This is a genomic window from Acinetobacter sp. 1124_18A, from assembly GCF_052824995.1.
The window spans coordinates 258,001-282,546 of record NZ_VTDF01000006.1 but is presented as its reverse complement, the minus strand read 5'-3'; the positions used below and the strand labels follow the sequence as shown (position 1 = coordinate 282,546).

The window sequence follows — 24,546 nt, the reverse complement described above, 5'->3', positions numbered from 1 at the left end:
TCACTTTCAGTGAAAAAAAGCGCTCTTTTTAGAGCGCTTTTTTTATATCTAAATGTCTAACAATTACTATAAAAGCTGGCCTTAACTGATATTTCAATGTCCTTATTTACACTTAATCCTTTTTATTAACTTTGTATGATAAGAATCAAGAAAACGAACAATAAAGTTTGAGTAACTTGGGTTGCTTATTAAGGAGCTTTGGGTATGAATGCTAAAGTGAATATTACGAATCGTGCAGGCGCAAGTTTTCCAGTACGTCGTATGAATTTTGACTTTAATGATGTACCAGAATATTGGATGAATGGTTCTGCTGGACTAACACACTTTATGACAGCATTGTCAGCCTTGTTTCCAGCAGGTGAGAAATTCTTCATAGATAGCGTACGGGCTGTACGTTATCATCCATCTATTAACGATGATGAAGTATTACAAAAAGAGATTAGTGCCTTCATTGGGCAAGAAGCAATGCATACTCAAGAGCATGTGAATTTTAATGCCTCTGCTCAAAAGTTTGGTCACGATGTAGATGCGTTAGAGAAGTTTACTGACACAGCAATTCAAACAGCAATCAAAACTTTTGTAAAAATTGTCAAACCTTTTGGTATGACCAAAGACATGGTTGATCTAACGGCTACAACAGCACTTGAACATTTTACCGCTACGATTGCTTCACAGTTATTAGTCAATAAACATATTCAAGAGTTGATGACAGACGAAACCATGTCAACGATGTGGTATTGGCATGCTATCGAAGAAAATGAGCATAAAGCCGTAGCTTTTGACGTGTATGAAGGTGTGTTTGGTAAGGGCGTAAAAGCTTATGCATTACGTACGAGTTCACTAGTATTTGCAATGACTTTGATTTTCTTGATTCAGTCTTCTTTTGTGCTTCGTCTATTAAAGCAAGACAACAAGTTAAATCTAGATGAGCTATCGGTGATTTATAAATACGCATATAGCCCATCGAAAGGTATCATTACTGGTATGGCTAAAGAAATGCTGGCTTACTTTAAGCCTGGTTTTCATCCAAATGATTTAGATACAGTGGGTCTATTGAAAACATGGAAAGCAAAATTAGGTTTGTAAGTTAAATCTATGTTGATTTGAAAGGGCTCATGAGTAGCCCTTTTTCTTTTAGGTGCTCACAATAACTATTAGCAGATCAATGCACTTTTATGGGGTGATTAATGACCTCATCTGATATTTCTCTGTCCTCATCTGCACTTAATTGGCACATTGAAAGACGTATGATTATAAATATTAAGAAAATAAATAAAGTTATATGTGAATTAGCTATTCACTTAAAAGGAGTCTGAGATGAATGCTAAAGTAAATATTTCAAATCGTGCTGGTGCTAGTTTTCCTGTGCGTCGTATGGACTTTGAGTTTGCTCAGGTCCCGCGCTATTGGGCGAATTATGATGCAGGATTAACTCATTTTATGACCGCATTATCGGCTCTTTTCCCAGAAGGTGAGCAGTTCTTTGTAAATAGTACTCGTGCTGTTCGAAATGATCCAAAGCTTGCAGATCCAGATCTTCAAAAAGAAATAAGTGCTTTTATTGGTCAAGAAGCAATGCATTCGAAAGAGCATTTAGCATTTAATGCCTCTGCTCAGGCCTATGGATATGATGTGCGTCATATGGAAAAGCAAACAGGAAAAGTCATTAATATGGGTACAGCTGTTGTAACCAAATTAATGAAACCTTTTGGCTACACTAAAGAAATGATTGATTTGACTGGAACATGTGCTCTAGAACATTTTACGTCTACGATTGCAGCTGAACTTTTACAGAATCCTGAAATTCAAGCAATGTTCCAAGATGACACGATGTATCATTTGTGGATGTGGCATGCTGTAGAAGAAAATGAACATAAAGCTGTGGCATTTGATGTGTACACAAGCATGTATGGGCAAGGTCCGAAAGCCTATTTCATGCGTTCAACAGCTTTAATCATTGCAATGGCATTAATTTTTGCAACTCAGACACATTTCACTGCTAAGTTATTAAAAACCGATGGAAAATTAACATGGAAAGATACTAAGTACATGCTTAAGTTTATGTATGGACGTAAAGGTTTTATGACCCGTCAAATTCCAGAGTTACTTGATTTCTTAAGACCAAAATTTCATCCAAATGATTCTGACACTACAGCACTGCTAGCAACTTGGCGTGAAAAACTAGGTCTCTAGAAAAGACAGTGAAAAAGGACAATTTAATTGTCCTTTTTTTTACTCGTTTTTTCTTGTGAAGTTTTTATAATACGCATTACTTTAGAACTTTGATTGTGCTGGAACCCATGATTCGTATTATGCAAAACACTGATGTTGATATTGTTGTACAAATCGAAAAATCAGTGCAAACACATCCATGGTCAAGACAGCAATTTGTAGAATCTTTGAATTCTTATCAATGTACCGTCATTGAGTCACAAAATAGAGTGGTTGGCTTTTGTATTTTACAACCAGTGTTAGATGAAGCAAATTTATTGCTCATGGCAGTTGATCCTAAAATGCAAGGTCAGGGCTTAGGATATGAATTATTAAATGCATCAATTGATCAGTTAAAAAATCAGCCAGTACAAATATTTTTAGAAGTTCGCGAAAGTAATAAAGCCGCTATCGGTTTATATGAAAAAACAGGTTTTCACCAAATCGACCTCCGTCGCAATTATTATCCTACCCCAGAAGGAGGGCGGGAACATGCAGTCATTATGGTAAAAACCTGTACCGATGATTTTGCTTCTTTATTCTAAATTTTGATCTGATTTTTTCATAAGAAGGCAAAATCAAAATTATTTAATAATTAAATTGTTCCATTCAGAAGGTAATGTTGTCATAAGCGACGTACCTAACTGTTGAATTTCGTCTGGTGATAAGGATCTGTTTAAACGGCGCCATTGCCCATCGAGTAGAAGTTCTAAAGGGGTGTATTGCGATTTATAATTCATTTTGGCTGAGTGCGGCACCCAGTAGCCTAAATAAAGATATTCTAAACCAAGCGATTTAACATATTCGATTTGGTTCAGAATAGAATACACACCAAGGGATCTGCGGTGCTCATCGGGATCAAAGAAAGTATAGACCGCAGACAGTCCGTCATCCATTAGATCGCAAGTAGACACACTGATTAAACGGTTATCTTTCCAAAGCTCAAGGAAAAAGCTATCTGTACAACTATGTACTAAAAACTTTTCAAACTGATCTAAGCTGGGTGGAAACATGTCACCATCAGCATGGCGTTCATTAATATAGCGTTCATATAAATCATAATGAATTTGTGCTGCTTGCTGAGTCGGCAAAATAGTCATGGTCAGATCTTGATTTCGTTTCCACGCTTTTTTTTGCATGCTGTTCATTTGGAATTCGGCAACTGGAACACGACAAGACAAACATTGTCTGCATAAGTGGCATTCAGGGCGATAAACAAAGTCACCGCTACGACGAAATCCTAAACGGGAAAGTTCTGAAAGAGTGACCACATCAATCCGATGAATAGGGTCTAAAAACACCATGCGCGCCGATTTATTTTCTAGGTAGCTGCAATCATGAGGTGGAGTAATGTAATACTGCAGATCATTTAAAAGGGACTTCGGGTGATATGATTTCATGATTGGTCCCTCCTGTTATCATTCCATTAATTTTGCATCTAATGCTATTGTTTTACTTGAAAATACACGTTCTTGATACTTTTTCCAATTGATAGGGGGGTGAATAATTACATCTTGTAACGATTTTAAGTAGTCTTGACGAGAAAGTGTACAAGCTCCCAAGCTAATTAAGTGACTATTTACAAGTTGACAGTCTACCCAAGGGAGTTGATTTTCTTGTCCAATCAGCATTAATGTATAAAAAGCCATTTTTGAAACATCTGTCTCATTACTAAACATTGACTCGCCGAAGCATCCTTTACCAATCGTAATGCCGTATAAACCTCCTACAAGTTTGTCTTGTTCCCAAACTTCCACGCTATATCCATAGCCAGCATTAAACATCTCACAGTAGCCCTGAATAATATCTTCGCTAATCCAAGTTTCGTCTGCATAACTTCTTGGTAGAGAACATGAGCGAATAACTTCTTCGAAGGCACGATTAACAGTGATTGCATAGTCATATTTTTTCATGTTTCTAAGCAGTGACTTGCTTGGCTTGTAGTTTTGAGGGTAGATCACACAACGAGGCTCTGGGCTCCACCAACAAATGGGTTCATCTTCATTGAACCAAGGAAATAATCCATGGGTGTATGCTTCATATAGGGTAGAAGGGGAGAGATCAGCTCCAATACAAATTAAACCATGACCGTCTGGATCGGATTCAATGGGGTCAGGGAAAATGAATTGAGAGAGTGGAAGTTTCTGCATAGAAAATAAAATAAAATGGAATAATTCAAAATTAACGTAACTGAGCTTCATTGACAATTTTTATTGTTCATCTTTAGCATGAATGAATACATGGAAAAGGTTGGCGTAATGCTAAAAATTATTGCAGAAGATTTTATTGATATTAAAAAAATTGATTTTGTTTTACCCCTTTATCAAGAACTTGTTGAAAAAACGAGATGTGAAGAAGGATGTGTTGCGTACGATTTATATCATGATATAAAAAATTTAGGACATTTTGTTTTTATTGAGGAATGGGTAGATCGAGCCGCTTTAGATCGACATGTTCAGTCTGAGCACTTTCAACGGTTAGTTCCTCAGATTGACCAATACCAGACGAGTTCTGGACGTTTTACACATTTAGACCATTTTGAAAATATGAAGAGATGAACATCATAAAAAAAGACACCCAATCGTTTATTGGATGTCTTTTGCATCGATTGAATTAACCGAGATTATCTAGATATTTTTCAGCATCTAGAGCAGCCATACAGCCTGATCCAGCAGAAGTAATGGCTTGACGATAGATACTGTCAGCGACATCACCAGCAGCAAAAACACCAGCTACAGAAGTTGCTGTTGCATTACCAGAAGTACCGCTTTGTACTTGAATATAGCCATCACGTAAGTTTAATTGACCATCAAACATTCCAGTATTTGGTTTGTGACCAATTGCAACGAATAGACCATGAACCTCTACGTCTTGCTTGGTATCGTCTTGAGTTGACTTAAGGCGAACACTTGTTACGCCAGTATTGTCACCCAATACTTCTTCAACTTCATGATTCCAGATAATGCTGATTTTGCCTTCTTTTTCTTTGGCAAATAAATGATCTTGCAAAATCTTTTCAGAACGTAAGCTATCACGGCGATGTACTAAAGTTACATGTGCAGCAATATTGGATAAATAAAGCGCTTCTTCAACAGCGGTGTTACCACCACCTACAACCATTACTTTTTGGTTTTTATAGAAGAAACCGTCACATGTTGCACATGCGCTTACGCCTTGTCCCATAAATTTTTGTTCAGATTCTAGGCCAAGGTATTGAGCTGTAGCACCAGTTGCAATAATCAAAGCATCACATGTGTACTCTTCCATATCACCTTTAAGAACAAAAGGACGTACATTTAAGTCCACTTCGTTAATATGGTCATAGACGAGTTCTGTACCAAAGCGTTCAGCATGTGCTTGCATACGATCCATTAATGCAGGACCTGTTAAACCTTCAGGATCGCCCGGCCAGTTGTCAACTTCGGTTGTTGTTGTAAGCTGCCCACCTAGTTGTAAACCTGCAATCAAAGTAGGTTTAAGGTTTGCACGCGCTGCATAGACAGCTGCACTATAGCCCGCAGGGCCAGAACCGAGAATAACTAACCGAGAATGACGAACACTCATTGAGGGTATCCTTATTTATTTCGAGAATTTTGAAAATTATACGTGAATTTGCCGATCAATAGCGTTAAATCAATGTGGATAATATTGATCAGGTCAATCGAATTAAGTTATATAACAATGTAGAAGTGCCTCATGTTAACAACAACTGTAAAGAATCATGCACCTTTTTTGTAAGAACAGGTGCATAATATCAAGTTCATTCGTTGAAGATCTAAAATGTAGTTCTTCACATCTCTAAACCAATAATTAAATGGGTTACAGGACAGTATATGACTGCGGTGTCGAGTGTTTATGCACAGCGCTTATTGATGACATTATTCTTGGTTTCTTTTGGCATTTATATGTTTCTGGCGACAGTAACATATACACCATTTGACCCGGGCTGGATGCATATTTCCAGTGATACTCAGCAAGTATCCAATGCGAGTGGTATTGCTGGCGCATGGATTGCAGATTTGCTGTTTGGTTTTTTAGGATGGGCAAGTTTGCTTATTCCAATTTTCCTTTTTATTGAAGCAATTCAGGTGTGGTGGCCACGTAGTTTTTTAAACCGCCCATTTCGTTATGCTGCACAATTCTTTTTAATTCTGGTTGTGTCTAGCCTGCTTTATTTACACTGGAATCTACCGGCAGATACTTTAGATAATGCGGCTGGGGGAATTATTGGTTACGAGTTAGGTCAGAGCCTATCTCAATTGCTAACAATTTACGGCGCGACTTTATTTTTACTGGCTTTCGGAGTGGTCTTGTTTACTCTTGCATTTGGGGTGCAGTGGAGCAAAACATGGGTTACGCTCAAAGCGACACCAAGTTATTTACAAGATTTATTTTATAAAAATGTATCACCGAACGAATCGGATTATGATTTAACGACTCAGCCTGCTAACAAAGCAGCGGCAGTTAAAGTTGCAGAAAACGCAGAGACAAATGCTTCAAGTGAGAAAGTGGCTTCAGTTCAATCTGAAAGTATTCCATCACAACCAGCAGCAACACGACATGATGCGGTTGCTGAGCGCCTATTTGCAGATATGTTAGCCAAAGAGCAAAGCCGACCTGAGCCTGTAGCAGATACGCCAGTTGCAAATACTCAAAATTTTGAGCATACGCTTGAGCAAGCCCATAAACTTGAAAAAGATAGTCAACGTTTAGTGGCTACCGGTGAAGTATGGCGTGCTTTACAACGTGATGATGCGAGCCATAAGCAAGAAATTGATGCGCTTTTAAGAGCAGCTGACGATTCAACAGAACAAGCTCCTACACATGAGCAATTCCAGCAAACCATTTCTCAAGCTCATCAAACTCAATCTACAGCTAAACAAGATTTACATGGTCTTGACTGGAATGATGATGAGATTTTTGATGAATTGCTTGCTGCGGTTCCAAACAGTAAAACTGCAACAGATGTGCATACACCATTTATTCAAGATCAGCATGTAGTCGCAGAACCTCCTTCGCAATCCGTAAATATTGCGAAAGAAACTTCTTCACCTTTATCAAATGTAAATCAGTCACCAAAAAATTTAGCAAATGAACAAGTTTTTGAAGACTTCGATGATTTATTAATAGATGAAGATATTGCGCCAGCAGAACCTGTCAGAGCAAGTAGTTATGCGCAATCTTCAGCATTTGTAAAAGCTCCTATTCAAACGACTATTCAGGCCGATAAACTTTCAAAAGAAGAGTTTATTGAGGCGTGGCAGGAAACTGCTGGGAAACCTCAGGAAAATCCTGATATTGATGAAGACGATTTCGATTTAGATGCACCATTAACAGATGCAGCTGGTCGACCAATGTCTCGTGCAATGCAAGTTGCCAAGAAGCGTTTAGATTTACCAACATTACCGGGCCTTGAGCTGCTCGATAATGTTGATCCGAATAAGAAAGTTAACTTCACTGAAGAGCAGCTTTCGCGTTTATCTGAATTACTTGAAATTAAGTTACAAGAATTTAATGTTAAAGCTCAAGTGGTTGAAGCTCAACCGGGACCTGTAGTTACCCGTTTTGAGTTAGATTTGGCACCGGGTGTTAAAGCATCTAAGGTAACAAATATTTCGCGTGACTTAGCCCGCTCAATGTCGATGGCGTCTGTTCGTGTAGTGGAAGTAATTCCTGGTAAACCGTATATTGGTATTGAAGTACCAAACAGTGCCCGTGAAATGGTGCGTTTGATTGAGCTATTGGAAATGCCAACATATCGCGATCCAAGTGCATTAATCAGTATGGCAATGGGTAAAGATATTTCAGGTAATCCAGTATTAACTGATTTAGCGAAAGCACCGCACATGTTAGTTGCTGGTACAACAGGTTCAGGTAAATCGGTTGCGGTAAACTCGATGATTTTATCGATGTTGCTTAAATATACACCTGACCAGTTACGTTTGATTTTAATCGATCCAAAACAACTTGAACTTGCAAACTATAATGATATTCCACATTTATTAACGCCAGTTGTTACTGACATGAAAGATGCAGTAAGCGCATTAAACTGGTGTGTGAATGAAATGGAACGCCGTTATAAGCTGATGTCATTCTTGAAGATTCGTAAATTAAGTGACTACAACCGTAAAGTTGAAGAAGCAATTGCGAATGGGGAAGATTTAATTGACCCAACTTGGAAGCCAAGTGATTCTGCGACGCAAGAGCGTGCACCTCGCTTAACACCGTTACCATCTATTGTGATTGTGGCAGATGAGTTTGCCGATATGATTATGCAGGTCGGTAAAAAAGCAGAGGAAATGATTACGCGTTTAGCACAAAAATCTCGTGCTGCTGGTATTCACCTATTGCTTGCAACTCAACGCCCATCTGTTGATGTGATCACGGGTTTGATTAAAGCCAATATTCCAACGCGTGTAGCATTACGTGTAAACAGTAAAATTGACTCGCGTACGATTTTGGATGCAGGTGGTGCAGAAGATCTGTTAGGCCATGGTGATATGCTGTTCTTGGGGCCTGGTAAAATCGAGCCTGAGCGTGTGCATGGTGCATTCATCAGTGATGATGAAGTAAACCGCATTTGTGATGCTTGGCGTGAACGTGGTGAACCAGATTATGTCGACGAAATCTTGACTCCATTTGACGAAGAACAAACTTCACGTGGTTTTGAAGAGGGCGAGGGTGGTTCTGACCGTGATGCACTTTATGACCAATGTGTTTCATTTGTCTTAGAAACACGTAAAGCTTCTACTTCATCGCTACAGCGTAAGTTTAGCCTTGGCTATAACCGTGCTGCTCGTATCATTGACCAAATGGAAGAGAACGGCATTGTGAGCGCAATGGGTCCTAATGGTAAGCGAGATATATTGGTTTAATATGAAATAGCTAAAAAGCCTCTTCGGAGGCTTTTTTTATGATTTAAATAAAAATAATCACTTCCATAAAATGACTTAAAGATTTTATCGGATAGTAAAAAATGCTAATGTATTTTTTCCTAAATAAATAACAATGAATTAAATCTGGAGGAAAACATGTTACTTGCTCTGATTACTTTAGCTTTTATCCATTTTTGTGCACTTATTACTCCAGGGCCTGATTTTTTCCTTGTATCTCAAACAGCGATTAGTCGATCACGTAAAGACGCTATGTTAGTGGTTGCTGGCATAACAGCAGGTGTTATGTTTTGGGCTTGTTTGGCACTGATGGGATTAAATCTTATTTTTGAGAAAATGGCTTGGTTAAAGCAAGGTTTACTCATTGCTGGTGGCTTATATCTATGTTGGCTCGGCTATCAGATGTTACGTTCAGCATTTTCAAAAAATCAGCAAGAAGATAATGTTGCTGTCGAGCTACCCAAAGCACCTTACTTATTTTTTATTAAAGGTCTTATAACGAATCTATCAAATCCTAAAGCTGTTATTTATTTTGGTAGTGTTTTTTCTTTATTTTTAGCCAATCCTCAACTTGATCAGGTTCATTGGTTACTCTTTATTATTGTCACGGTTGAAACGATTTTATGGTTCTGCTTTGTGACTTTTATTTTTTCGTTACCGAGTTTTAGATCAGCTTATCGTAATTTTTCAAAATGGATTGATGGTATTTCAGGTGGTATTTTTACGGTGTTTGGTATTTTCCTGATTGGTAATCGATAAATTTAGGTAAGAAAAAAGCCTCGTTAAGAGGCTTTTTATTTTTAAGCAAACTTTGCTAGAACTTCTAAAAAGGGTGCCGATTGACGTGGAAATTTGGCAATCACATCATGGATGCGTTGGCCTTCTGGGTCTTTGGCATTAATATCGCGTCCGTCCGCAATAAATTGAGTCAAAAGACGTTCATAGTCTGTTGGACGCATATGTTTGAATGCATGGTAGAGCACATGAAAATCTGCGTTCACACCCGCTGGCGGAAGTTGGTTGAGGTAGGCAAAAACACGCTCATCGGACCATTCTTCATTGAAAGTTGCTGGCTGTGATAATGCCATGACAATCTCCTCAGTTTTAAAAAAGGCAAAATAACTTGCGTTATTTTGCCTTGATTCTGTTTTATTGAATAGTCAGAAATAGAATTATCGTTCTTCAGGTAAATTGATATTCATTTCTAACATTTCGATATTGGCTTCAGAACGAACCTGCATTTGGATATGCTGTTCGCCTACACCGCTGACATAACGACTAACCACTTGCATGATTTCTTTCTTCATCTGATCAATCTTGTCTTGGCTTAAACGACGGCCTAAACCTTGTTCAGAAGCAACAATAACTTTCAAACGATCTTTTGCAGTTTGAGCACTTGATGGCTTTTCGTCACTGCTAAATAATTTACTCCAGAATCCTGCCATATCTACGCTCCAAATAGTCTTGCTAACCAGCCTTTAGGTTGAGCTGTGATGTGTCTATAAGGACGGTCTTCACCAAGAAAGCGAGCAACCAAATCATCATAACCCTGACCAGCTTTAGTTTCTGAATACAGAATTACTGGCTTACCTTCGTTTGATGCTTGCAATACACTTGGACATTCTGGAATAACACCTAATGTCGGTACGCGTAAAATATCTTTAGAAATATCATCAATGGTCAGCATTTCCTGACGGTCTGCGCGTTCAGGGTTGAAGCGTGTAATACATAAATGTTTACGTATACGTCCTTCGTTCTGTTCAACCTTTTTGGTTTTGCTATCTAACATACCAATAATACGGTCAGAGTCACGTACTGAAGAGATTTCAGGGTTTGTTACAATGATTGCTTCATCTGCATGATACATGGCTAAAATCGCACCACGTTCAATACCCGCAGGTGAGTCACAAATGACATAATCAAATTCTTGAGATAGCTCATCAATAACACGAGCAACACCTTCGTCGCTCAACGCATCTTTATCACGTGTTTGTGAAGCCGGTAAAATATAAAGGTTTTCGATATCTTTATCGCGAATAAGGGCTTGTTGCAGACGTGCTTCGTTGTTAATAACATTGACAAAATCATAAACAACACGACGCTCACAACCCATAATCAAATCAAGGTTACGTAAGCCTACATCAAAATCAATCACAACAGTTTTATGACCACGAAGGGCTAAACCTGTTGCAAAAGATGCGCTCGTTGTAGTTTTACCTACACCACCTTTGCCTGATGTTACGACAACAATTTTGGCCACCGAATCCACTCCTATTATGGTCATTCACCCTTAAAAGGGCTGTTTTTTGGTGATTTGCTTAATAAACTAAAGTTCAATCGCTTCGAATTCAAGCTCTTGCTTTTCATTTAAATAAATATGTACTGGCTTTTTTACCACATGTTTAGGGATATCATCTGCGACACAATACGTTCCGGCAATGGAAACGAGCTCAGCCTCTAAAGATTGGCAAAAAATGCGTGCAGCTGCGTGCCCGCCCGCACCAGCAATGACTCTACCACGAACTGTGCCATAAATATGTATATTTCCTGATGCAATAACTTCAGAACCACTATTCATGCCAGCTTTTAAAATAATATCGCCGTTATCTTGTACGAGGGATTGGCCCGTACGCAAAATTTCATCATGATAAGAGGTAATATGAGCAACCGCTATCTTGTTTAGTGGTTTTTTTGTTTCTGCTGAAGACGAGGCAGGGGCGGTAGCTGGTTTTTCTACAATCGCTACTTGTTCTGTTGTGGCTTTAATACGCTGTAATGGTTGATCTGCCGATAAAACAGGGAATTGAATAGCGCGAGCTTCATCTCCTAAAATACCGTCGATTACCGCCATAGGCTGTAGACCCAAGCTCACCAGAAGTTGAATTAATGCAATTAATTCTTGCTCAACTGTACTGTCAATAATTACTAAAGTTCCTTGATGGGAACCTTCATTTAATATATTTGATAATTGCTGGCGGATCACATCATGATCATTGGTATCGAAGGTTATCCTGCTAAAGTTAACCATTCTGCCGGTAATCCGGATATCAGCCATAAGTCTTCCTTCAAGGCGTTAAACGAGCTGTAATAGCGCTAAGTTTATTGTAAATAGGGCAAATGCTAGAACAATTTATGCCAATTCTCTAGCAAGATTCATAAAAAATTAAGTAAATGCTTATTCTTTGATTCGATCATGCTCCGCAAGCGTTTGTTGCCATTGTTTGACCTTAACTTGTTTTCGTACAGATTCGAGCGTCTCGAACACGACAGATTCAACCAATTGCTCAAGCTGACGATTATTAATATTTATTTCACTAACTTTTTGAGAAATTAATTGATAAGTAGGATTCGGACTATTTGGTGAACCCTCAATTAAAGGTTCAATTAAACCTGCACTAATATTCTCACCTAATCTTTGACCAATGCTTTGAATTTGCTGTTCAATGCGACCGCCGACTAAAGGAATTAAGCGTAATAATTGGGTTAGCTCAGGTGTATCTACTATGGCCTGATCTACAATTCTCCCAACGCCTTTTGTAATTGCTGGCTTTTGTTGTTTTAAAGCAGTGGCTAAAGACTCTTGTAATAATGCTGTTAGGGTAGCAGTAAATTGCTCACGATGATGATTAACCAAGTCATGAATGATCTGTTTATGGCTAGAACTGGTTTGAAGTTCATATCTAATGCCATCAATCACGGTAATAACAACACGGTCAGACAACTCTTCCATCACGACGCGATAGTAAAATAATCCAGTCTTTCGCCAGCTTTCGGGAATAACTTGATATCCCATTTCCTGTAAGCGATAAGCAATAATCCCAGCTCGGAACAAACGTAAAAAACGAAGCTGTGGAATAATGGCTAAAATTTCATACCAGTGAATAAAAGGGAAAAAGAACCAACGCTTATGGTGTTTATTGATGATCGCAATGCTCCAACGAACAAGCAGTTCAACAATTAAAAAACCAATAAACCATGCTTCTGATGTGATTACCCATGGATGTAGTGAATTACGGTAAAAGCTCAGTATTTGGGGCAAATGAATGTGTTCAAAGAACCATGCCCCAATACTGCTCATTAAAAAGAAATTTATAGCAAGACAGAACAGGTTAAAAATAATAATAAACACCATAAAGATGTCATAGATCAAAAACAGCTTAAACGAAAGACTGTTTGGATCTACCTGATGATATTTCGTTTTTTTCCCAGCGCTGTTTTGCATAATAACGGATGCTTTCTTAAATATTTGTAGAGGTATATTGAGATTTCATTTGCTCAATAAGTTGATCTTTGTCAGTCCAGATTTCATGGACCCATTGTTGGAAACGTTCCCGGTAAACCGCATCGTCTTCATAGTTTCCACCAAGAACCCAGTCTGGGATTTCAATTTTACGCAAATTTACCGCAATTTTTGAAACATCGCCTAACCAGAAATCACTATATCCAGGTACGCCATTCGGATAGACAATTGTCATATCAACCAAGGCATCAATTTTGTCGCCCAAAATATTCAAGGCAAGCGCTAAACCACCCGCTTTAGGTTTAAGTAAATGTTTATATAGTGATTTTTGCTGATCATGTTTTTCTTGAGTAAAGCGAGTACCTTCTAAATAATTCAATAATGTAAAGGGCTGACTTAAAAGTTGCTCGCAGGCTTTACGTGCTTCCATCATGTCACGGTCTTTGAGTTCAGGATTCTTTGCAACCTGTTCTTTGCTGTGACGCTTCATCATTGGGAAGCCTAAAATTTTAAAAGCTTGGCCAACGAAAGGAATAAAGATGAGTTCCCATTTGGTAAAAAAGCGGGTGAGTGGCATACGGGTTAAACCAAAGTATTGATTTACCGTTGTATCAACCCAACTTTGATGGTTACATGTCATGAGATATCGACCTTGCATATTTAGGTCAAGTCCCTCATCAATCGTGATATCCCATTTTAGATTTGGTAAAACATGGTCAATTAACCAATTATTTACGCCTAACCAGCTATTTGTAATCTGAATATTGGTTTCATCTACTTTTGATGATTTTTTTAAAAGCTTGGTCAGGCCTAGTGCAAGAACAGGTGGACCATGAAAAAACGTACTTCCTGTAATGACTGTACCTACAGTGAGTCCACGTGTAATTTTTTTTAGCGCAGATTGCTTATTGGGTGCAGTTGACATATGAATGACCCCGAATGTCTAAAATCCATAGAAAAGTTGTTCAACTATAACTGTCATAATATGAAATACAACGATATCTTAGACAACAATGAAGAAATTGTGATGAGGGTACATCTTAAAGTGCATCAAAATATTACAAAAAAGTAACTAAACTGTTTATTATTAACAAAATATCAATGTTTTATACTTCCTTTTTGTTTCATTATTCATTCAGACAACAAAACACACAAAGTGAGGAGGCATGCAATGCGTGCATTAGTTATTTCGACAGTGGTAGGGGCAGCAGTAGTATTATCTGGTTGTCAAACAACTGGTAATAATCTTGGTGGCGTTGAATACGATAAAACCGCATTAGGTACTTTAATTGGTGCAGCAGCTGGTTACGGTATTTCTAAATCAAGTGCAAACTCTAGCCGTCAAAACAACCGTGCTGCAGCAATTGGCGCAGTTCTTGGTGCCGCTGGTGGTGTATACCTTGACCAGAAAGAGAAAAAATTACGTCAACAAATGGCGGGTACTGGTGTAGACGTTGGCCGTAATCCAGATGGTTCTGTTCAATTGATCATGCCTGGTAGCATTACTTTTGATACAAACAAATCAAACATCAAGCCAAACTTCTATTCAACTTTAGACAAAGTAGCTCAAACATTGGCTGAAGATAACAAGAGCGCGATTTTGGTTACTGGTTATACTGATAACACGGGTAATGACTCTATCAATATTCCATTGTCAAATAGTCGTGCAATTGCTGTTAAAAACTATTTAGTAAATAAAGGCCTTTCATCAAGTCGAGTTAATGCTGAAGGACAAGGTGCTTCTAACCCGATCGCAGATAACTCAACTGCATCTGGCCGTGAACAAAACCGCCGTGTAGAAATCAGCATCTATGCAAAACAATAAGATTTAAATTATTGTATTAAAAACCACCTTCGGGTGGTTTTTTTATGACTATGAATAATAAATAACCACGACAAACTGCGGCGTAGAAATTGCATTATTAGACATCATTTATACATATCCGTAGATTTACTATTGGGTTTCTAAAACAGAGATGACTATAATCATGCTCGAAAAATTAAGAGGTAATCCACGATGTCATCTGCCAGTCAATTGAACAACAAGCAAGAAGAAGCCATGAAATATACTCAGGGCCCTTTATTGGTGCTTGCTGGCGCTGGTTCAGGCAAAACATCTGTAATTACCCGTAAAATTGCTTATTTGGTGCAGCAATGCCGTATTCCGGCGCATCGTATCACTGCGATGACCTTTACAAACAAAGCTGCACGTGAAATGAAAGAGCGTGTGTCTAAGCTTTTATCACGTGAAGAGTCAAAAGGACTGTCAGTCTCTACCTTCCATACTTTTGGTTTAAACCTTTTACGTTTAGAACTTAAAAATTTACCTTTAAAAGCTAATTTTTCGATTTTAGATGCAGACGACTGCAAACGTATTCTGATGGATTTGATGCATCGTGATAATTTGTCGGGTGCAGAAAGCAAAGAATTAATTGCTAAGGCAATGAAGAAAATTTCAGATTGGAAAAATGATCTGATCGTGCCGGAGCAAGCGCATTCAACCTGTGAAACACCTGAAGATGTACAATTTGCCCATCTTTATCAGCTTTATGAGCGTAATTTACGTGCTTACAACGCCGTTGATTTTGATGACTTAATTGTTATGCCAACACGTTTACTGCAAGAAAATGCAGAAGTACGTGATAAATGGCAAAACCGTGTTCGTTATTTATTGGTCGATGAATATCAGGATACCAACACGGCTCAGTATATTTTAGTCAAACTTTTAGTTGGAGTAATGGGGCAGTTTACAGCGGTTGGTGACGATGACCAGTCGATCTACGCATGGCGCGGCGCTAAGCCTGAGAATATGGCTTTGCTGAAACAGGATTTCCCAAATCTACATATTATTAAACTTGAACAGAACTATCGTTCAACCAGCCGTATTTTAAAAGCCGCGAACTGTGTCATTCAAAATAACCCACATATTTTTGATAAGAAATTGTGGAGTGATAAAGGGCATGGTGAAGTCATCAGAATTATTACGTGTCGTAATGATGATGATGAAGCAGAGCGTGTGGTGAAAGACCTACTTACTCATAAGCTCATGAACGGTAAAAACTGGAAAGATTATGCGGTTTTATATCGCGGGAACTTTCAGGCTCGTGTCTTAGAAACCCAGCTTCGCCAAATGCAAATCCCTTATAAACTCTCTGGCGGTACTTCGTTCTTCGCTCGTGCTGAAATTAAAGACGTAATGAGTTATTTACGTCTCATTATTAACCCAGAAGATGACAGTGCTTTCTTACGTATTATTAATACGCCTAAACGCGCAATTGGACCGGTTACTCTTGAGAAGTTAGGTTTATTCTCACAAGAAAATAATTTGTCTTTACTTGGTGCTTCTGCTGACCAGCGTTTAAGCATGGTGCTTCCTAAAAAAGCAGAGACTCAACTTCATGAGTTTGCTGACTTTATCGCGACATTTACGCGTGAATTGTTAGAAGATGATGAACCTGTGCCTAAAGTTCGTCAAATGATGAACGAAGCTGGTTATATGGACTACGTTCGTGAACAGTCTGCAACACCTGCACAAGAGAAAAGTAAGCTCGATAATATCGAGAACTTATTTAACAGTATTCAAAACCTGATTAACCGTGCAGAAGATGTTGATGAAAAAAATATTGAAAGCGTCATTCGAAAACTGGTTCTGCTTGACCTGTTAGAACAGCAGCAGGAAGAAGAAGATACTGACAAAGTTAACCTTCTTACTCTGCATGCCGCAAAAGGTTTGGAATTCCCCTATGTATATATTATGGGACTGGAAGAAGAACTATTGCCGCATAAAAACTCGATTGCAGCTGAAACCATTGAGGAAGAGCGCCGTTTAATGTACGTGGGAATTACCCGTGCACGCCAAGGTTTAACGTTAACACTGGCAGAACAGCGTAAAAATGGCGGACAGATGAAACAGATGACGCCTAGCCGGTTCCTTGATGAACTTCCGCAAGATGAGCTCGAGTGGTTAGGGCGTAAAAAGAAAATTGCGGCTAATGTTGATCCTAAAGAACAGGCTCAACAATATCTGGCAAATTTAAAAGCTTTATTAAAGCGTTAATTTTTTTAATTTTTAGGAAATCCCATGAAAGTTCAAGTGAAATTGCTCGATCCGCGTTTAGGTAAAGAATGGCCTTTACCTTCATATGCAACAGCAGGTTCAGCGGGTTTAGATTTACGTGCCTGCGTCGATGAAGCAATTGATATTGAACCAGGACAAACTGTTTTGGTTAAAACAGGTATGGCAATTTATATTCATGATGTAAATTTTGCTGGTTTAATTTTACCGCGTTCAGGTTTAGGTCATAAACACGGTATCGTGCTTGGCAATTTAGTTGGTTTGATTGATTCGGATTATCAAGGTGAATTGATGGTTTCAGTTTGGAACCGTGGTCAAACCACATTCCGTCTAGAACCAGGTGAGCGCCTAGCACAGTACGTTTTAGTTCCAGTTGTTCAAGCTGAATTTGAGCAAGTAGAAGAATTTGAAGAAACTTTACGTGGCGCTGGTGGCTTTGGTCACACAGGCAAACAATAAGTTTTTTGAAAATATTAACGAAAATCAAACGCCTGTTGAACAGGCGTTTCTTTTTACATCTTGAATGTTACAATGGATTATATTACAACACGCTTTACTCATATTCTTTTAACTTTATTTAGCAAACAAACCTTTCAAAAATTTTGAATAATCTATGTTTTTGCGATAGATCGGATTGATCTTTAAATAGAAGATACACTATGAATGTAAGACACTCATTTCCAAAAAGTATTTTTCGTGCTTACGATATTAGAGGCAAACTTTCTTACTTAACCGCGGACGTTGTTCGTTCGATTGCCTACGGATTGGCACAACAATACAAACAAGCAAAACAAACTCAATTAGTGATTGGCTATGATGCCCGTCTCACAAGTCCAGCCTATGCACACTTAATTGAAGAAATTTTAATAGAACAGGGTTTAGTGGTCACAAACATTGGTTGTTGTTCATCACCAATGATGTATTACATTGCGAGAGATTTTGGTGGCAATGGCATTATGGTGACTGCAAGCCATAACCCAAAGTCCGATAATGGTATTAAGTGGATTTTAAAAGGTGAACCGCCGTCTCCAGAAATGATTCAGCAGGTTGGTGATGAAGCTCAAACTTATGTAGCAGCCCATTCAATTTCTGTTCTTGAGTTAACGGTGGCTCAATTTAAAGCTGAGTTTTGCCAAAAATACCAGCAAGCCATTTTTAAAGATATTCAGTTAAAACGTCCTTTAAAAGTTGTTTTAGATGGTTTACATGGCTCTGCTGGACACTGCTCAAAAATAATATTAGAAAAAATGGGCTGCGAAGTGATTGCTTTACGAACCAATCCAAATGGAGAGTTTCCAGACCATGCACCTGATCCTTCACATGCAGCACATTTAAGTGATTTGCGAAAAGCAATTATTGAGCAACAAGCAGATATAGGCATTGCCCTTGATGGTGATGGTGACCGTGTTGTTTTAGTAGATGAAAAAGCCCAGATATTGACAGCAGACCGCTTATTATCGCTTTTTGCGCAAATGTGCCTAGAGCAGCACCCAGAGCAAGAAATCGTTTTCGATGTGAAATGTTCACGCATGGTTCAAAAAACGGTCGAACAACTCGGCGGAAAAGCAAAAATGATCCGCACGGGAAGTAGTTTCTTACGAGCTTATTTATCTCAGTCAAATGGACGCGCCATTTTTGGTGGAGAATATGCGGGCCACTACGTTTTTAATGATGGGCGTGGTTTTGGCTACGATGATGGCTTGTATGCTGCATTACGTGTAATGGAATATTTTACTCAATCTGATGCCGCTACAATTTCCGAATTATTTGCTCCTTATCCAGAAAGATGTTGTACAGAAGATACCTATATTGGTACGTATCAGTCCGATCCAAAGTATGTATTACAAGATATTGAGATTTTAAGTCATCGTTTAGGTGCTCGTATCAGTAAAATCGATGGCGTACGTCTTGATTTTGATGATGGTTTTGGCATTATTCGAGCATCAAATACTGGTGAATATTTTACAGTAAGATTTGATGCGGATAACCCTTTACGATTAAAGGAAATCCAGCAAAAATTTGTAGATATGTTGCAAGAGCACTATCCGCAAATTGCACAAGAACTTTCAGAGGCCTAAGTAAGGAGAGGCGTAATGCCCCAACATCAGCATATCGGTGTCGACAAAGCAAAAATCTTGATTGAAGCTTTGCCGTATATTCAACGTTTTACTGGTAAAACGCTGGTGGTGAAATACGGTGGCAATGCGATGACTGATCCGGAGCTAGAAAGTTCATTTGCCCGAGATATCGTTTTACTTAAAACTGTAGGATTAAATCCGATTGTTGTTCACGGTGGTGGGCCACAAGTAGACTCATTTTTAAAGCAGTTAGGACGAGAGTCTGACCGTATTGACGGTATGCGTGTAACTGATGCTGCAACCATGGAAGTGGTTGAAATGGTATTAGGTGGTAGCGTAAATAAATCGATTGTTAACCTGATTAATAAACATGGTGGCCGCGCAATTGGTTTAACAGGTAAAGATGGTAACTTACTTCGTGCCCGTAAATTACTTATGGAAAAGCAAGAAGAAGACGGTTCTATCAAACATATCGATTTGGGTATGGTTGGTGAAGTAACTGGCGTTAAAACCGATGTATTGGAAATGTTTACCCAAAGTGACTTTATTCCAGTGATTGCACCATTGGGTGTAGATGAAGAAGGCAATACTTATAATATTAATGCTGATTTAGTTGCAGGTAAGGTTGCAGAAGCACTAGGCGCTGAAAAGTTAATTTTGCTTACCAATATTACTGGTGTGCTTGATGAAAATAAAAATCTGTTAACTGGGCTTACTACGCAAGAAGTTGATCGCCTCATTGAAACAGGTGTGATCTATGGCGGTATGATTCCTAAAGTAGGTTGTGCACTTGATGCTGTTAAAGGTGGTGTTGTGAGCGCGCATATTGTTGATGGTCGCGTACCACATGCAACATTGCTAGAAATCTTCACTGATCATGGTGTTGGAACACTCATTTCTAATCGCGCAAAAACTGCTTAAGAAATCCGTTCTTCTCAAGAAAAGATCACCCTAGGTGGTCTTTTTTTATACCATTTTAATTTGGTCATTTTTTTGTCATGAGCTTTGACTAGTGTATGGGGTGTCACTAGGAGCGTTCATTATGCTGGAAAAACTTAATCAATATCGCCAAACCTGGACTTTACCTTTAAATCGTCATAAAGCAATAAATCAGACACAATTTCGTTTTGAATGGGTTGATAATTTAAAAGAATTACAAGATGTACAGCGGTTTCGTGCACAACAATTTAGCCAACAATTTGGAATTCATTTTGAAGATAACTTAGACCAAGACATTTATGATTTTGGTTGTGAGCATGCTGTCTTACGTGAAAAGTGGACTGGAGAAATTGTAGCGTATACTCGTCTAAAATTATTTCAAGGTCATGAGATTGCACAAAGCTACAGCGCGCATGAGTTTGATATTGTTCCTCAGTTATCGCACCTTCCTAATGTGTTAGAAATAGGGCGTACCTGTGTGCACCCACGCTTTCGTAATGGTAAGGCTCTTTCAATGCTTTGGATGAATCTTGCACCTAAAGTGTTGTGGTCAATGCGTGCTAAATATTTGATGGGCTGTGTCAGTATTCATCTACAAGATAATTTAGCTAGAGCGTACTACACACATCGCCAGATTCAGCAATTATCTGAAAGCAAAACCATTGATATCCGTTCGAAAAAAATCTACGAACCTGAATATCCTGAGTTTAGTTTTCCACAAGATGAACGTATGCCAAAGTTATTCCAAATGTATTTGAGCATGCAGTCAAAACTATCGAAACAGGCATTTTTTGATGAAGAGTTTAACTGTCTAGATTATTTTGTATTTCTGGAAGTGAATAAAGTGGCGACTTCATTTGTCATGAATAAAATGGGTCAGCGTTAATCATATGTCCTATTTTCTAATAGCCAGCACATATTGAGATTTGCAAGCAATTTTACTCTCATGCACAATAGAGCAGATGGGGTAATTAGAAGTAGTTTAAAAGCAATATGTGCCAGCTATTAGGAATGAATTGTGCAACACCAACGGATATCACTTTTTCTTTCCGTGGTTTTTCACAGCGTGCAGGAATTACCTCAGACCATAGTGATGGATTTGGTATTGCATTTTTCGAAGATAAAGCTTGTCGACTATTTGTCGATAACCAGTCGGCAGTTGAATCTCCAATTGCCGATCTTATCCGTAATTATCCAATTAAATCGCGTAATGTGATCGCGCATATCCGTAAAGCGACTCAAGGCAAAATTACTTTAGAAAATTCTCATCCCTTTATTCGAGAACTGTGGGGGCGTCAGTGGATTTTTGCCCATAATGGTGATTTACATGACTTTGATCCACCACTGAGTGGACGTTTTACACCTGTAGGTAATACAGACAGTGAACGTGCATTTTGTTATTTGCTCGATCAACTTGTTGAAGCTTTTGGCTATGAAGAACCAAGCCTTGAACAGATATTTGAAGTATTAGAAAAAATTTCGCCACAAATTGCTGAGTACGGCACATTTAATTATTGCTTATCGAATGGCAAGGCATTATTTAGTTATGCGATTACTAAATTACATTGGTTGGTTCGAGAATATCCATTTAATCAGGCTCATTTAATTGATTTAGATGTTGAAGTCGATTTTAGTCAGGTAACAACGCCTGAGGATCGTGTAGCAGTAATAACAACTGAGCCTTTAACACATAATGAAAATTGGACAGCTTATCTACCTGGTGAAATGATTTTATTTCAACATGGTCAGCCGATTAAAAAAGCAATTACTCATGTGGAAAGATTAAAGCGTGAGCAGGAAAATCCTGAACTTAAACGTATTACTCGTGCAGATCAATATTAATATAAAGTATATTTAAAATGTATGAATAGAGATATTTATATATATTTGACATTTAACAATAAAGTATTTTGTTTAAAAAATACTTTATTATTTTAGTTGGTTAAATTTTTAAAAAAACAATAAAAACAATGGTTTGATTTAAATATAATTTTTATGTGATAAACCCGACAAAATAGCTTTGTTTTTATTTTAATTCTTTAAATATATCATGAAGTTTATGCAACAGTCATTGAACATCATTGGGGAGATGTATGAAAATGAAATGGGCTTCAGAATATAATACAGGTATTGATGTAATCGATGAGCAACATAAACGAATACTTGATTATATTAATGAAATTGATGATGTAAAAGATGATGAAGATAGACGTCGAATTAAAGATGTTTTAGATAATATTATTGATTACACGCAATCACATTTTACTTTCGAAGAAAGTTTACAAGAGGAAGCAGATTATAAATATCGTGTACCACATAAACGTGTACATGATTTGTTTATTAAAAAAATAGAGTTATATCGTGAACGTTTTGAAATGGGACATACTGTTGAAAAAGAGCTACAAGAAATTTTAGCAAAATGGTTAATTAACCATATTCAACATGATGATGCAGATTATGTGGGGGCAGTAAAAGAAAATATGATGGGAATTATTAGAGAAAAAGAAAAGAAGAAAGGGAAAAACTGGTTTGCCCGGTTTTTCGCATAATTTAAATAACAAAACTTATAATTTTAGTTAGCGCAGCAAACTATCGTTTCGGTAGTTTGCTTTTTTTATTGAGCAAACTTTGATTTTCAGGCATGAGACGGGCAAAATATCGATAGTCTTTTTCAAGGAATGCATAATGCAGGACATACCTATGTCACGATGGTTATCGCCCCTGATGGCGTTTTGCTTGTCTTTCATCATTATGGCGACATTGGCGCCCGCTATGGGGATCCAGATTGATCGTCAAATCGATTTCTGGTTATTGTGGTTAGGCACAATGCTGTTATTGGCTTTGCCAGTTTGCTATTTAGAAATTGCTTTAGCAAAACGGTCGAAGACTACTGCTTTAAATGCTTTATCAAGTTTAACTCGTGAAGCAGATAGTTCACCAAAATGGCGTTTGGCTGGTTGGCTTGCAGTTATTTTTATTCCTTTTTTAGCCGGGAATGTACTGAGTACTGCTGGCAATTTATTGACAGTACAGCTCAATAACAGCGTTTCTGGGCAAATTGTTTTTGCTGGGCTTGCAGTTGCGGCTTTAATTTTATCTTTTATTCCGCGTCAGATTTTAATTCTGCTCATGACAGTCGGTGTAATCGCTTCTCTTGTTTTAGCTAATACAATGGGAACGACTTTACAGCCTTGGCATTGGACAAATGTTGAATTTAAAGAATGGGGTAATGCAACTGTACTTGCTCTTGTTGCGAGTGGTTTAGGCTTAGGACTTTACTGGCAAAATAGTTTATCTGTAATTCACTCTCAAGAAGGCGTTACAAAAACTGTACTTCCAATCTGGTTGGCTCAATTGATTGCTGTCGTTGCGTTTGGTTTCTTTTCTCTTCAAGCACAGCTTCCTGTTTTCACCTGGATTTTTACTGCGGTAATGACAACAGCTCTGTTTATTCAACTTGCTAAAGAACAGCTTGCTCAACGTCAACTGATGTACGTTTTACAGTGGGTGATTATTGTTGTAGCAATTGCGGTTTGGGCTGTGCCTGAACTTCACGGCATTTTTACGCTGATTTTGATGCTTTGGGGATTACTCATTTGCCTCATCTATGCAATTTTTGCTGGCTGGATTATGAAAATTAGCCACTTGCGTAAATCAATGAATTTTAGCAATGAGTTGTTCTATAACTTGTGGCGTATTGCGGTACGTATTGTTTTACCGCTTTCAATTGTAATTGCCATGATTGCGGTAGTTGGACAAATGATCTGATGGAAAAAGCTCAGCAAGTGTGGGTTGCTTTTGCAGCCCCAGAGCAACAGTTTTTAGTTGCTGTTCCATTTGAAGCTGGAATGACAGCATTACAAGCAGTTGAAGCGAGTGGCTTGCAGACACAGGTAACTTTGCCTGAGCCATTACAACTTGGCATCTTTGGTGCAAAAGTTGAGACACATGCGATTTTACAAGCGGGTGATCGGGTAGAGGTTTATCGAACTTTAACGATTAATCCTAAGGATATACGCCGTAACCGCGCCGAGAAAAATCCTGTGGGGCGATATATTAAAAGTAATCGCTTAAAGTAATAAGCCCCATAAATAAAACCCCTCGAAGTAT

General features: G+C 38.3%; 25 protein-coding genes. 16 read left to right on the top strand and 9 right to left on the bottom strand.

The features are described from left to right. Window positions 1-204 precede the first annotated feature (204 nt). The 3 genes from FY048_RS14170 to rimI all read left to right on the top strand — a co-directional run bounded on the left by FY048_RS14170 (window position 205) and on the right by rimI (window position 2,756). Window positions 205-1,086, top strand: a complete 882-nt coding sequence (locus FY048_RS14170) for a metal-dependent hydrolase (RefSeq protein ID WP_016139051.1) — start codon at window positions 205-207, stop codon at window positions 1,084-1,086. 231 nt (window positions 1,087-1,317) lie between these two features. Further along, the gene (locus FY048_RS14165; RefSeq protein WP_336170756.1) at window positions 1,318-2,193 is read left to right on the top strand and encodes a metal-dependent hydrolase; all 876 of its coding nucleotides are present in this window, start codon (window positions 1,318-1,320) and stop codon (window positions 2,191-2,193) included. A gap of 107 nt (window positions 2,194-2,300) precedes the next feature. Beyond that, a complete protein-coding gene (rimI, locus tag FY048_RS14160; RefSeq protein WP_013198774.1) occupies window positions 2,301-2,756 on the top strand; it encodes a ribosomal protein S18-alanine N-acetyltransferase in 456 nt (151 codons plus the stop codon). 39 nt (window positions 2,757-2,795) lie between these two features. On the opposite strand, the gene FY048_RS14155 is transcribed toward rimI, so the two are convergent. Continuing rightward, complete coding sequence (locus FY048_RS14155) at window positions 2,796-3,611, bottom strand: arginyltransferase (protein ID WP_016139048.1); 816 nt, start codon at window positions 3,609-3,611, stop codon at window positions 2,796-2,798. An 18-nt stretch (window positions 3,612-3,629) separates the two neighbouring features. Then, window positions 3,630-4,361, bottom strand: coding sequence for a leucyl/phenylalanyl-tRNA--protein transferase (gene aat, locus FY048_RS14150; protein ID WP_446091558.1), 732 nt, complete (start codon window positions 4,359-4,361; stop codon window positions 3,630-3,632). A 108-nt stretch (window positions 4,362-4,469) separates the two neighbouring features. Between aat and FY048_RS14145 the strand changes: the two genes are divergently transcribed. Continuing rightward, window positions 4,470-4,769 carry a putative quinol monooxygenase gene (locus tag FY048_RS14145; protein WP_446091557.1) on the top strand — a complete coding sequence of 100 codons (300 nt, stop codon included), beginning with the start codon at window positions 4,470-4,472 and terminating at the stop codon, window positions 4,767-4,769. Window positions 4,770-4,824: 55 nt separating this feature from the next. Here FY048_RS14145 and trxB read toward each other — a convergent pair whose 3' ends face one another. Continuing rightward, window positions 4,825-5,775, bottom strand: coding sequence for a thioredoxin-disulfide reductase (gene trxB, locus FY048_RS14140; RefSeq protein WP_016139045.1), 951 nt, complete (start codon window positions 5,773-5,775; stop codon window positions 4,825-4,827). Between the two features lie 269 nt (window positions 5,776-6,044). Here trxB and FY048_RS14135 point away from each other — a divergent pair, with 269 nt between their 5' ends. Together FY048_RS14135 and rhtC are read left to right on the top strand one after the other, a co-directional pair. Then, on the top strand, window positions 6,045-9,086 hold the full coding sequence (locus FY048_RS14135) for a DNA translocase FtsK (RefSeq protein WP_446091551.1): 3,042 nt from the start codon (window positions 6,045-6,047) through the stop codon (window positions 9,084-9,086). Window positions 9,087-9,242: 156 nt separating this feature from the next. After that, window positions 9,243-9,863 (top strand): threonine export protein RhtC, encoded by a 621-nt coding sequence (gene rhtC, locus FY048_RS14130; RefSeq protein ID WP_004794146.1) that lies wholly within the window; start codon window positions 9,243-9,245, stop codon window positions 9,861-9,863. A 41-nt stretch (window positions 9,864-9,904) separates the two neighbouring features. Here rhtC and FY048_RS14125 read toward each other — a convergent pair whose 3' ends face one another. The 6 genes from FY048_RS14125 to FY048_RS14100 all read right to left on the bottom strand — a co-directional run bounded on the left by FY048_RS14125 (window position 9,905) and on the right by FY048_RS14100 (window position 14,269). Next, entirely contained in the window at window positions 9,905-10,192 is a 288-nt protein-coding gene (locus tag FY048_RS14125; RefSeq protein WP_003653274.1) for a PA4642 family protein, read from the bottom strand. Between the two features lie 84 nt (window positions 10,193-10,276). Continuing rightward, entirely contained in the window at window positions 10,277-10,549 is a 273-nt protein-coding gene (minE, locus tag FY048_RS14120; protein WP_003653273.1) for a cell division topological specificity factor MinE, read from the bottom strand. Window positions 10,550-10,551: 2 nt separating this feature from the next. Further along, entirely contained in the window at window positions 10,552-11,364 is an 813-nt protein-coding gene (gene minD, locus FY048_RS14115) for a septum site-determining protein MinD (protein WP_004641647.1), read from the bottom strand. A 66-nt stretch (window positions 11,365-11,430) separates the two neighbouring features. Then, complete coding sequence (gene minC, locus FY048_RS14110; RefSeq protein ID WP_016139042.1) at window positions 11,431-12,159, bottom strand: septum site-determining protein MinC; 729 nt, start codon at window positions 12,157-12,159, stop codon at window positions 11,431-11,433. A 120-nt stretch (window positions 12,160-12,279) separates the two neighbouring features. After that, a complete protein-coding gene (locus FY048_RS14105; RefSeq protein ID WP_446091550.1) occupies window positions 12,280-13,326 on the bottom strand; it encodes a preprotein translocase subunit SecA in 1,047 nt (348 codons plus the stop codon). A gap of 16 nt (window positions 13,327-13,342) precedes the next feature. After that, a complete protein-coding gene (locus FY048_RS14100; protein ID WP_446091549.1) occupies window positions 13,343-14,269 on the bottom strand; it encodes an acyltransferase in 927 nt (308 codons plus the stop codon). A 246-nt stretch (window positions 14,270-14,515) separates the two neighbouring features. Between FY048_RS14100 and FY048_RS14095 the strand changes: the two genes are divergently transcribed. The 10 genes from FY048_RS14095 to FY048_RS14050 all read left to right on the top strand — a co-directional run bounded on the left by FY048_RS14095 (window position 14,516) and on the right by FY048_RS14050 (window position 24,515). Continuing rightward, window positions 14,516-15,169: an OmpA family protein gene (locus FY048_RS14095; protein ID WP_042897748.1), complete on the top strand. Its 654-nt coding sequence runs from the start codon at window positions 14,516-14,518 to the stop codon at window positions 15,167-15,169. 192 nt (window positions 15,170-15,361) lie between these two features. Then, window positions 15,362-17,401: a DNA helicase Rep gene (gene rep, locus FY048_RS14090; RefSeq protein ID WP_446091548.1), complete on the top strand. Its 2,040-nt coding sequence runs from the start codon at window positions 15,362-15,364 to the stop codon at window positions 17,399-17,401. A gap of 24 nt (window positions 17,402-17,425) precedes the next feature. Then, the gene (gene dut, locus FY048_RS14085) at window positions 17,426-17,878 is read left to right on the top strand and encodes a dUTP diphosphatase (RefSeq protein WP_003653255.1); all 453 of its coding nucleotides are present in this window, start codon (window positions 17,426-17,428) and stop codon (window positions 17,876-17,878) included. Between the two features lie 200 nt (window positions 17,879-18,078). Continuing rightward, a complete protein-coding gene (locus FY048_RS14080; RefSeq protein WP_446091547.1) occupies window positions 18,079-19,497 on the top strand; it encodes a phosphomannomutase/phosphoglucomutase in 1,419 nt (472 codons plus the stop codon). A gap of 15 nt (window positions 19,498-19,512) precedes the next feature. Continuing rightward, entirely contained in the window at window positions 19,513-20,418 is a 906-nt protein-coding gene (argB, locus tag FY048_RS14075; protein ID WP_446091546.1) for an acetylglutamate kinase, read from the top strand. Window positions 20,419-20,539: 121 nt separating this feature from the next. Next, a complete protein-coding gene (locus FY048_RS14070) occupies window positions 20,540-21,322 on the top strand; it encodes a GNAT family N-acetyltransferase (RefSeq protein ID WP_016139034.1) in 783 nt (260 codons plus the stop codon). A gap of 107 nt (window positions 21,323-21,429) precedes the next feature. Beyond that, window positions 21,430-22,278, top strand: a complete 849-nt coding sequence (locus FY048_RS14065; RefSeq protein ID WP_446091545.1) for a class II glutamine amidotransferase — start codon at window positions 21,430-21,432, stop codon at window positions 22,276-22,278. A 251-nt stretch (window positions 22,279-22,529) separates the two neighbouring features. Next, a complete protein-coding gene (locus tag FY048_RS14060) occupies window positions 22,530-22,985 on the top strand; it encodes a bacteriohemerythrin (protein ID WP_013198763.1) in 456 nt (151 codons plus the stop codon). A gap of 151 nt (window positions 22,986-23,136) precedes the next feature. After that, the gene (locus FY048_RS14055) at window positions 23,137-24,204 is read left to right on the top strand and encodes a hypothetical protein (RefSeq protein ID WP_446091544.1); all 1,068 of its coding nucleotides are present in this window, start codon (window positions 23,137-23,139) and stop codon (window positions 24,202-24,204) included. Beyond that, the gene (locus tag FY048_RS14050; protein WP_446091543.1) at window positions 24,204-24,515 is read left to right on the top strand and encodes an RnfH family protein; all 312 of its coding nucleotides are present in this window, start codon (window positions 24,204-24,206) and stop codon (window positions 24,513-24,515) included. The genes FY048_RS14055 and FY048_RS14050 overlap by 1 nt, the downstream gene beginning before the upstream one ends. Window positions 24,516-24,546: the final 31 nt, after the last annotated feature.

Excerpts from the sequence above, each read along its gene's own strand:
- FY048_RS14170 (WP_016139051.1), top strand. The coding sequence starts at position 205 with ATGAATGCTAAAGTGAATATTACGAATCGTGCAGGCGCAAGTTTTCCA.
- FY048_RS14165 (WP_336170756.1), top strand. The coding sequence starts at position 1,318 with ATGAATGCTAAAGTAAATATTTCAAATCGTGCTGGTGCTAGTTTTCCT.
- rimI (WP_013198774.1), top strand. The coding sequence starts at position 2,301 with ATGATTCGTATTATGCAAAACACTGATGTTGATATTGTTGTACAAATC.
- FY048_RS14155 (WP_016139048.1), bottom strand. The coding sequence starts at position 3,611 with ATGAAATCATATCACCCGAAGTCCCTTTTAAATGATCTGCAGTATTAC.
- aat (WP_446091558.1), bottom strand. The coding sequence starts at position 4,361 with ATGCAGAAACTTCCACTCTCTCAATTCATTTTCCCTGACCCCATTGAA.
- FY048_RS14145 (WP_446091557.1), top strand. The coding sequence starts at position 4,470 with ATGCTAAAAATTATTGCAGAAGATTTTATTGATATTAAAAAAATTGAT.
- trxB (WP_016139045.1), bottom strand. The coding sequence starts at position 5,775 with ATGAGTGTTCGTCATTCTCGGTTAGTTATTCTCGGTTCTGGCCCTGCG.
- FY048_RS14135 (WP_446091551.1), top strand. The coding sequence starts at position 6,045 with ATGACTGCGGTGTCGAGTGTTTATGCACAGCGCTTATTGATGACATTA.
- rhtC (WP_004794146.1), top strand. The coding sequence starts at position 9,243 with ATGTTACTTGCTCTGATTACTTTAGCTTTTATCCATTTTTGTGCACTT.
- FY048_RS14125 (WP_003653274.1), bottom strand. The coding sequence starts at position 10,192 with ATGGCATTATCACAGCCAGCAACTTTCAATGAAGAATGGTCCGATGAG.
- minE (WP_003653273.1), bottom strand. The coding sequence starts at position 10,549 with ATGGCAGGATTCTGGAGTAAATTATTTAGCAGTGACGAAAAGCCATCA.
- minC (WP_016139042.1), bottom strand. The coding sequence starts at position 12,159 with ATGGCTGATATCCGGATTACCGGCAGAATGGTTAACTTTAGCAGGATA.
- FY048_RS14105 (WP_446091550.1), bottom strand. The coding sequence starts at position 13,326 with ATGCAAAACAGCGCTGGGAAAAAAACGAAATATCATCAGGTAGATCCA.
- FY048_RS14100 (WP_446091549.1), bottom strand. The coding sequence starts at position 14,269 with ATGTCAACTGCACCCAATAAGCAATCTGCGCTAAAAAAAATTACACGT.
- FY048_RS14095 (WP_042897748.1), top strand. The coding sequence starts at position 14,516 with ATGCGTGCATTAGTTATTTCGACAGTGGTAGGGGCAGCAGTAGTATTA.
- rep (WP_446091548.1), top strand. The coding sequence starts at position 15,362 with ATGTCATCTGCCAGTCAATTGAACAACAAGCAAGAAGAAGCCATGAAA.
- dut (WP_003653255.1), top strand. The coding sequence starts at position 17,426 with ATGAAAGTTCAAGTGAAATTGCTCGATCCGCGTTTAGGTAAAGAATGG.
- FY048_RS14080 (WP_446091547.1), top strand. The coding sequence starts at position 18,079 with ATGAATGTAAGACACTCATTTCCAAAAAGTATTTTTCGTGCTTACGAT.
- argB (WP_446091546.1), top strand. The coding sequence starts at position 19,513 with ATGCCCCAACATCAGCATATCGGTGTCGACAAAGCAAAAATCTTGATT.
- FY048_RS14070 (WP_016139034.1), top strand. The coding sequence starts at position 20,540 with ATGCTGGAAAAACTTAATCAATATCGCCAAACCTGGACTTTACCTTTA.
- FY048_RS14065 (WP_446091545.1), top strand. The coding sequence starts at position 21,430 with ATGTGCCAGCTATTAGGAATGAATTGTGCAACACCAACGGATATCACT.
- FY048_RS14060 (WP_013198763.1), top strand. The coding sequence starts at position 22,530 with ATGAAAATGAAATGGGCTTCAGAATATAATACAGGTATTGATGTAATC.
- FY048_RS14055 (WP_446091544.1), top strand. The coding sequence starts at position 23,137 with ATGTCACGATGGTTATCGCCCCTGATGGCGTTTTGCTTGTCTTTCATC.
- FY048_RS14050 (WP_446091543.1), top strand. The coding sequence starts at position 24,204 with ATGGAAAAAGCTCAGCAAGTGTGGGTTGCTTTTGCAGCCCCAGAGCAA.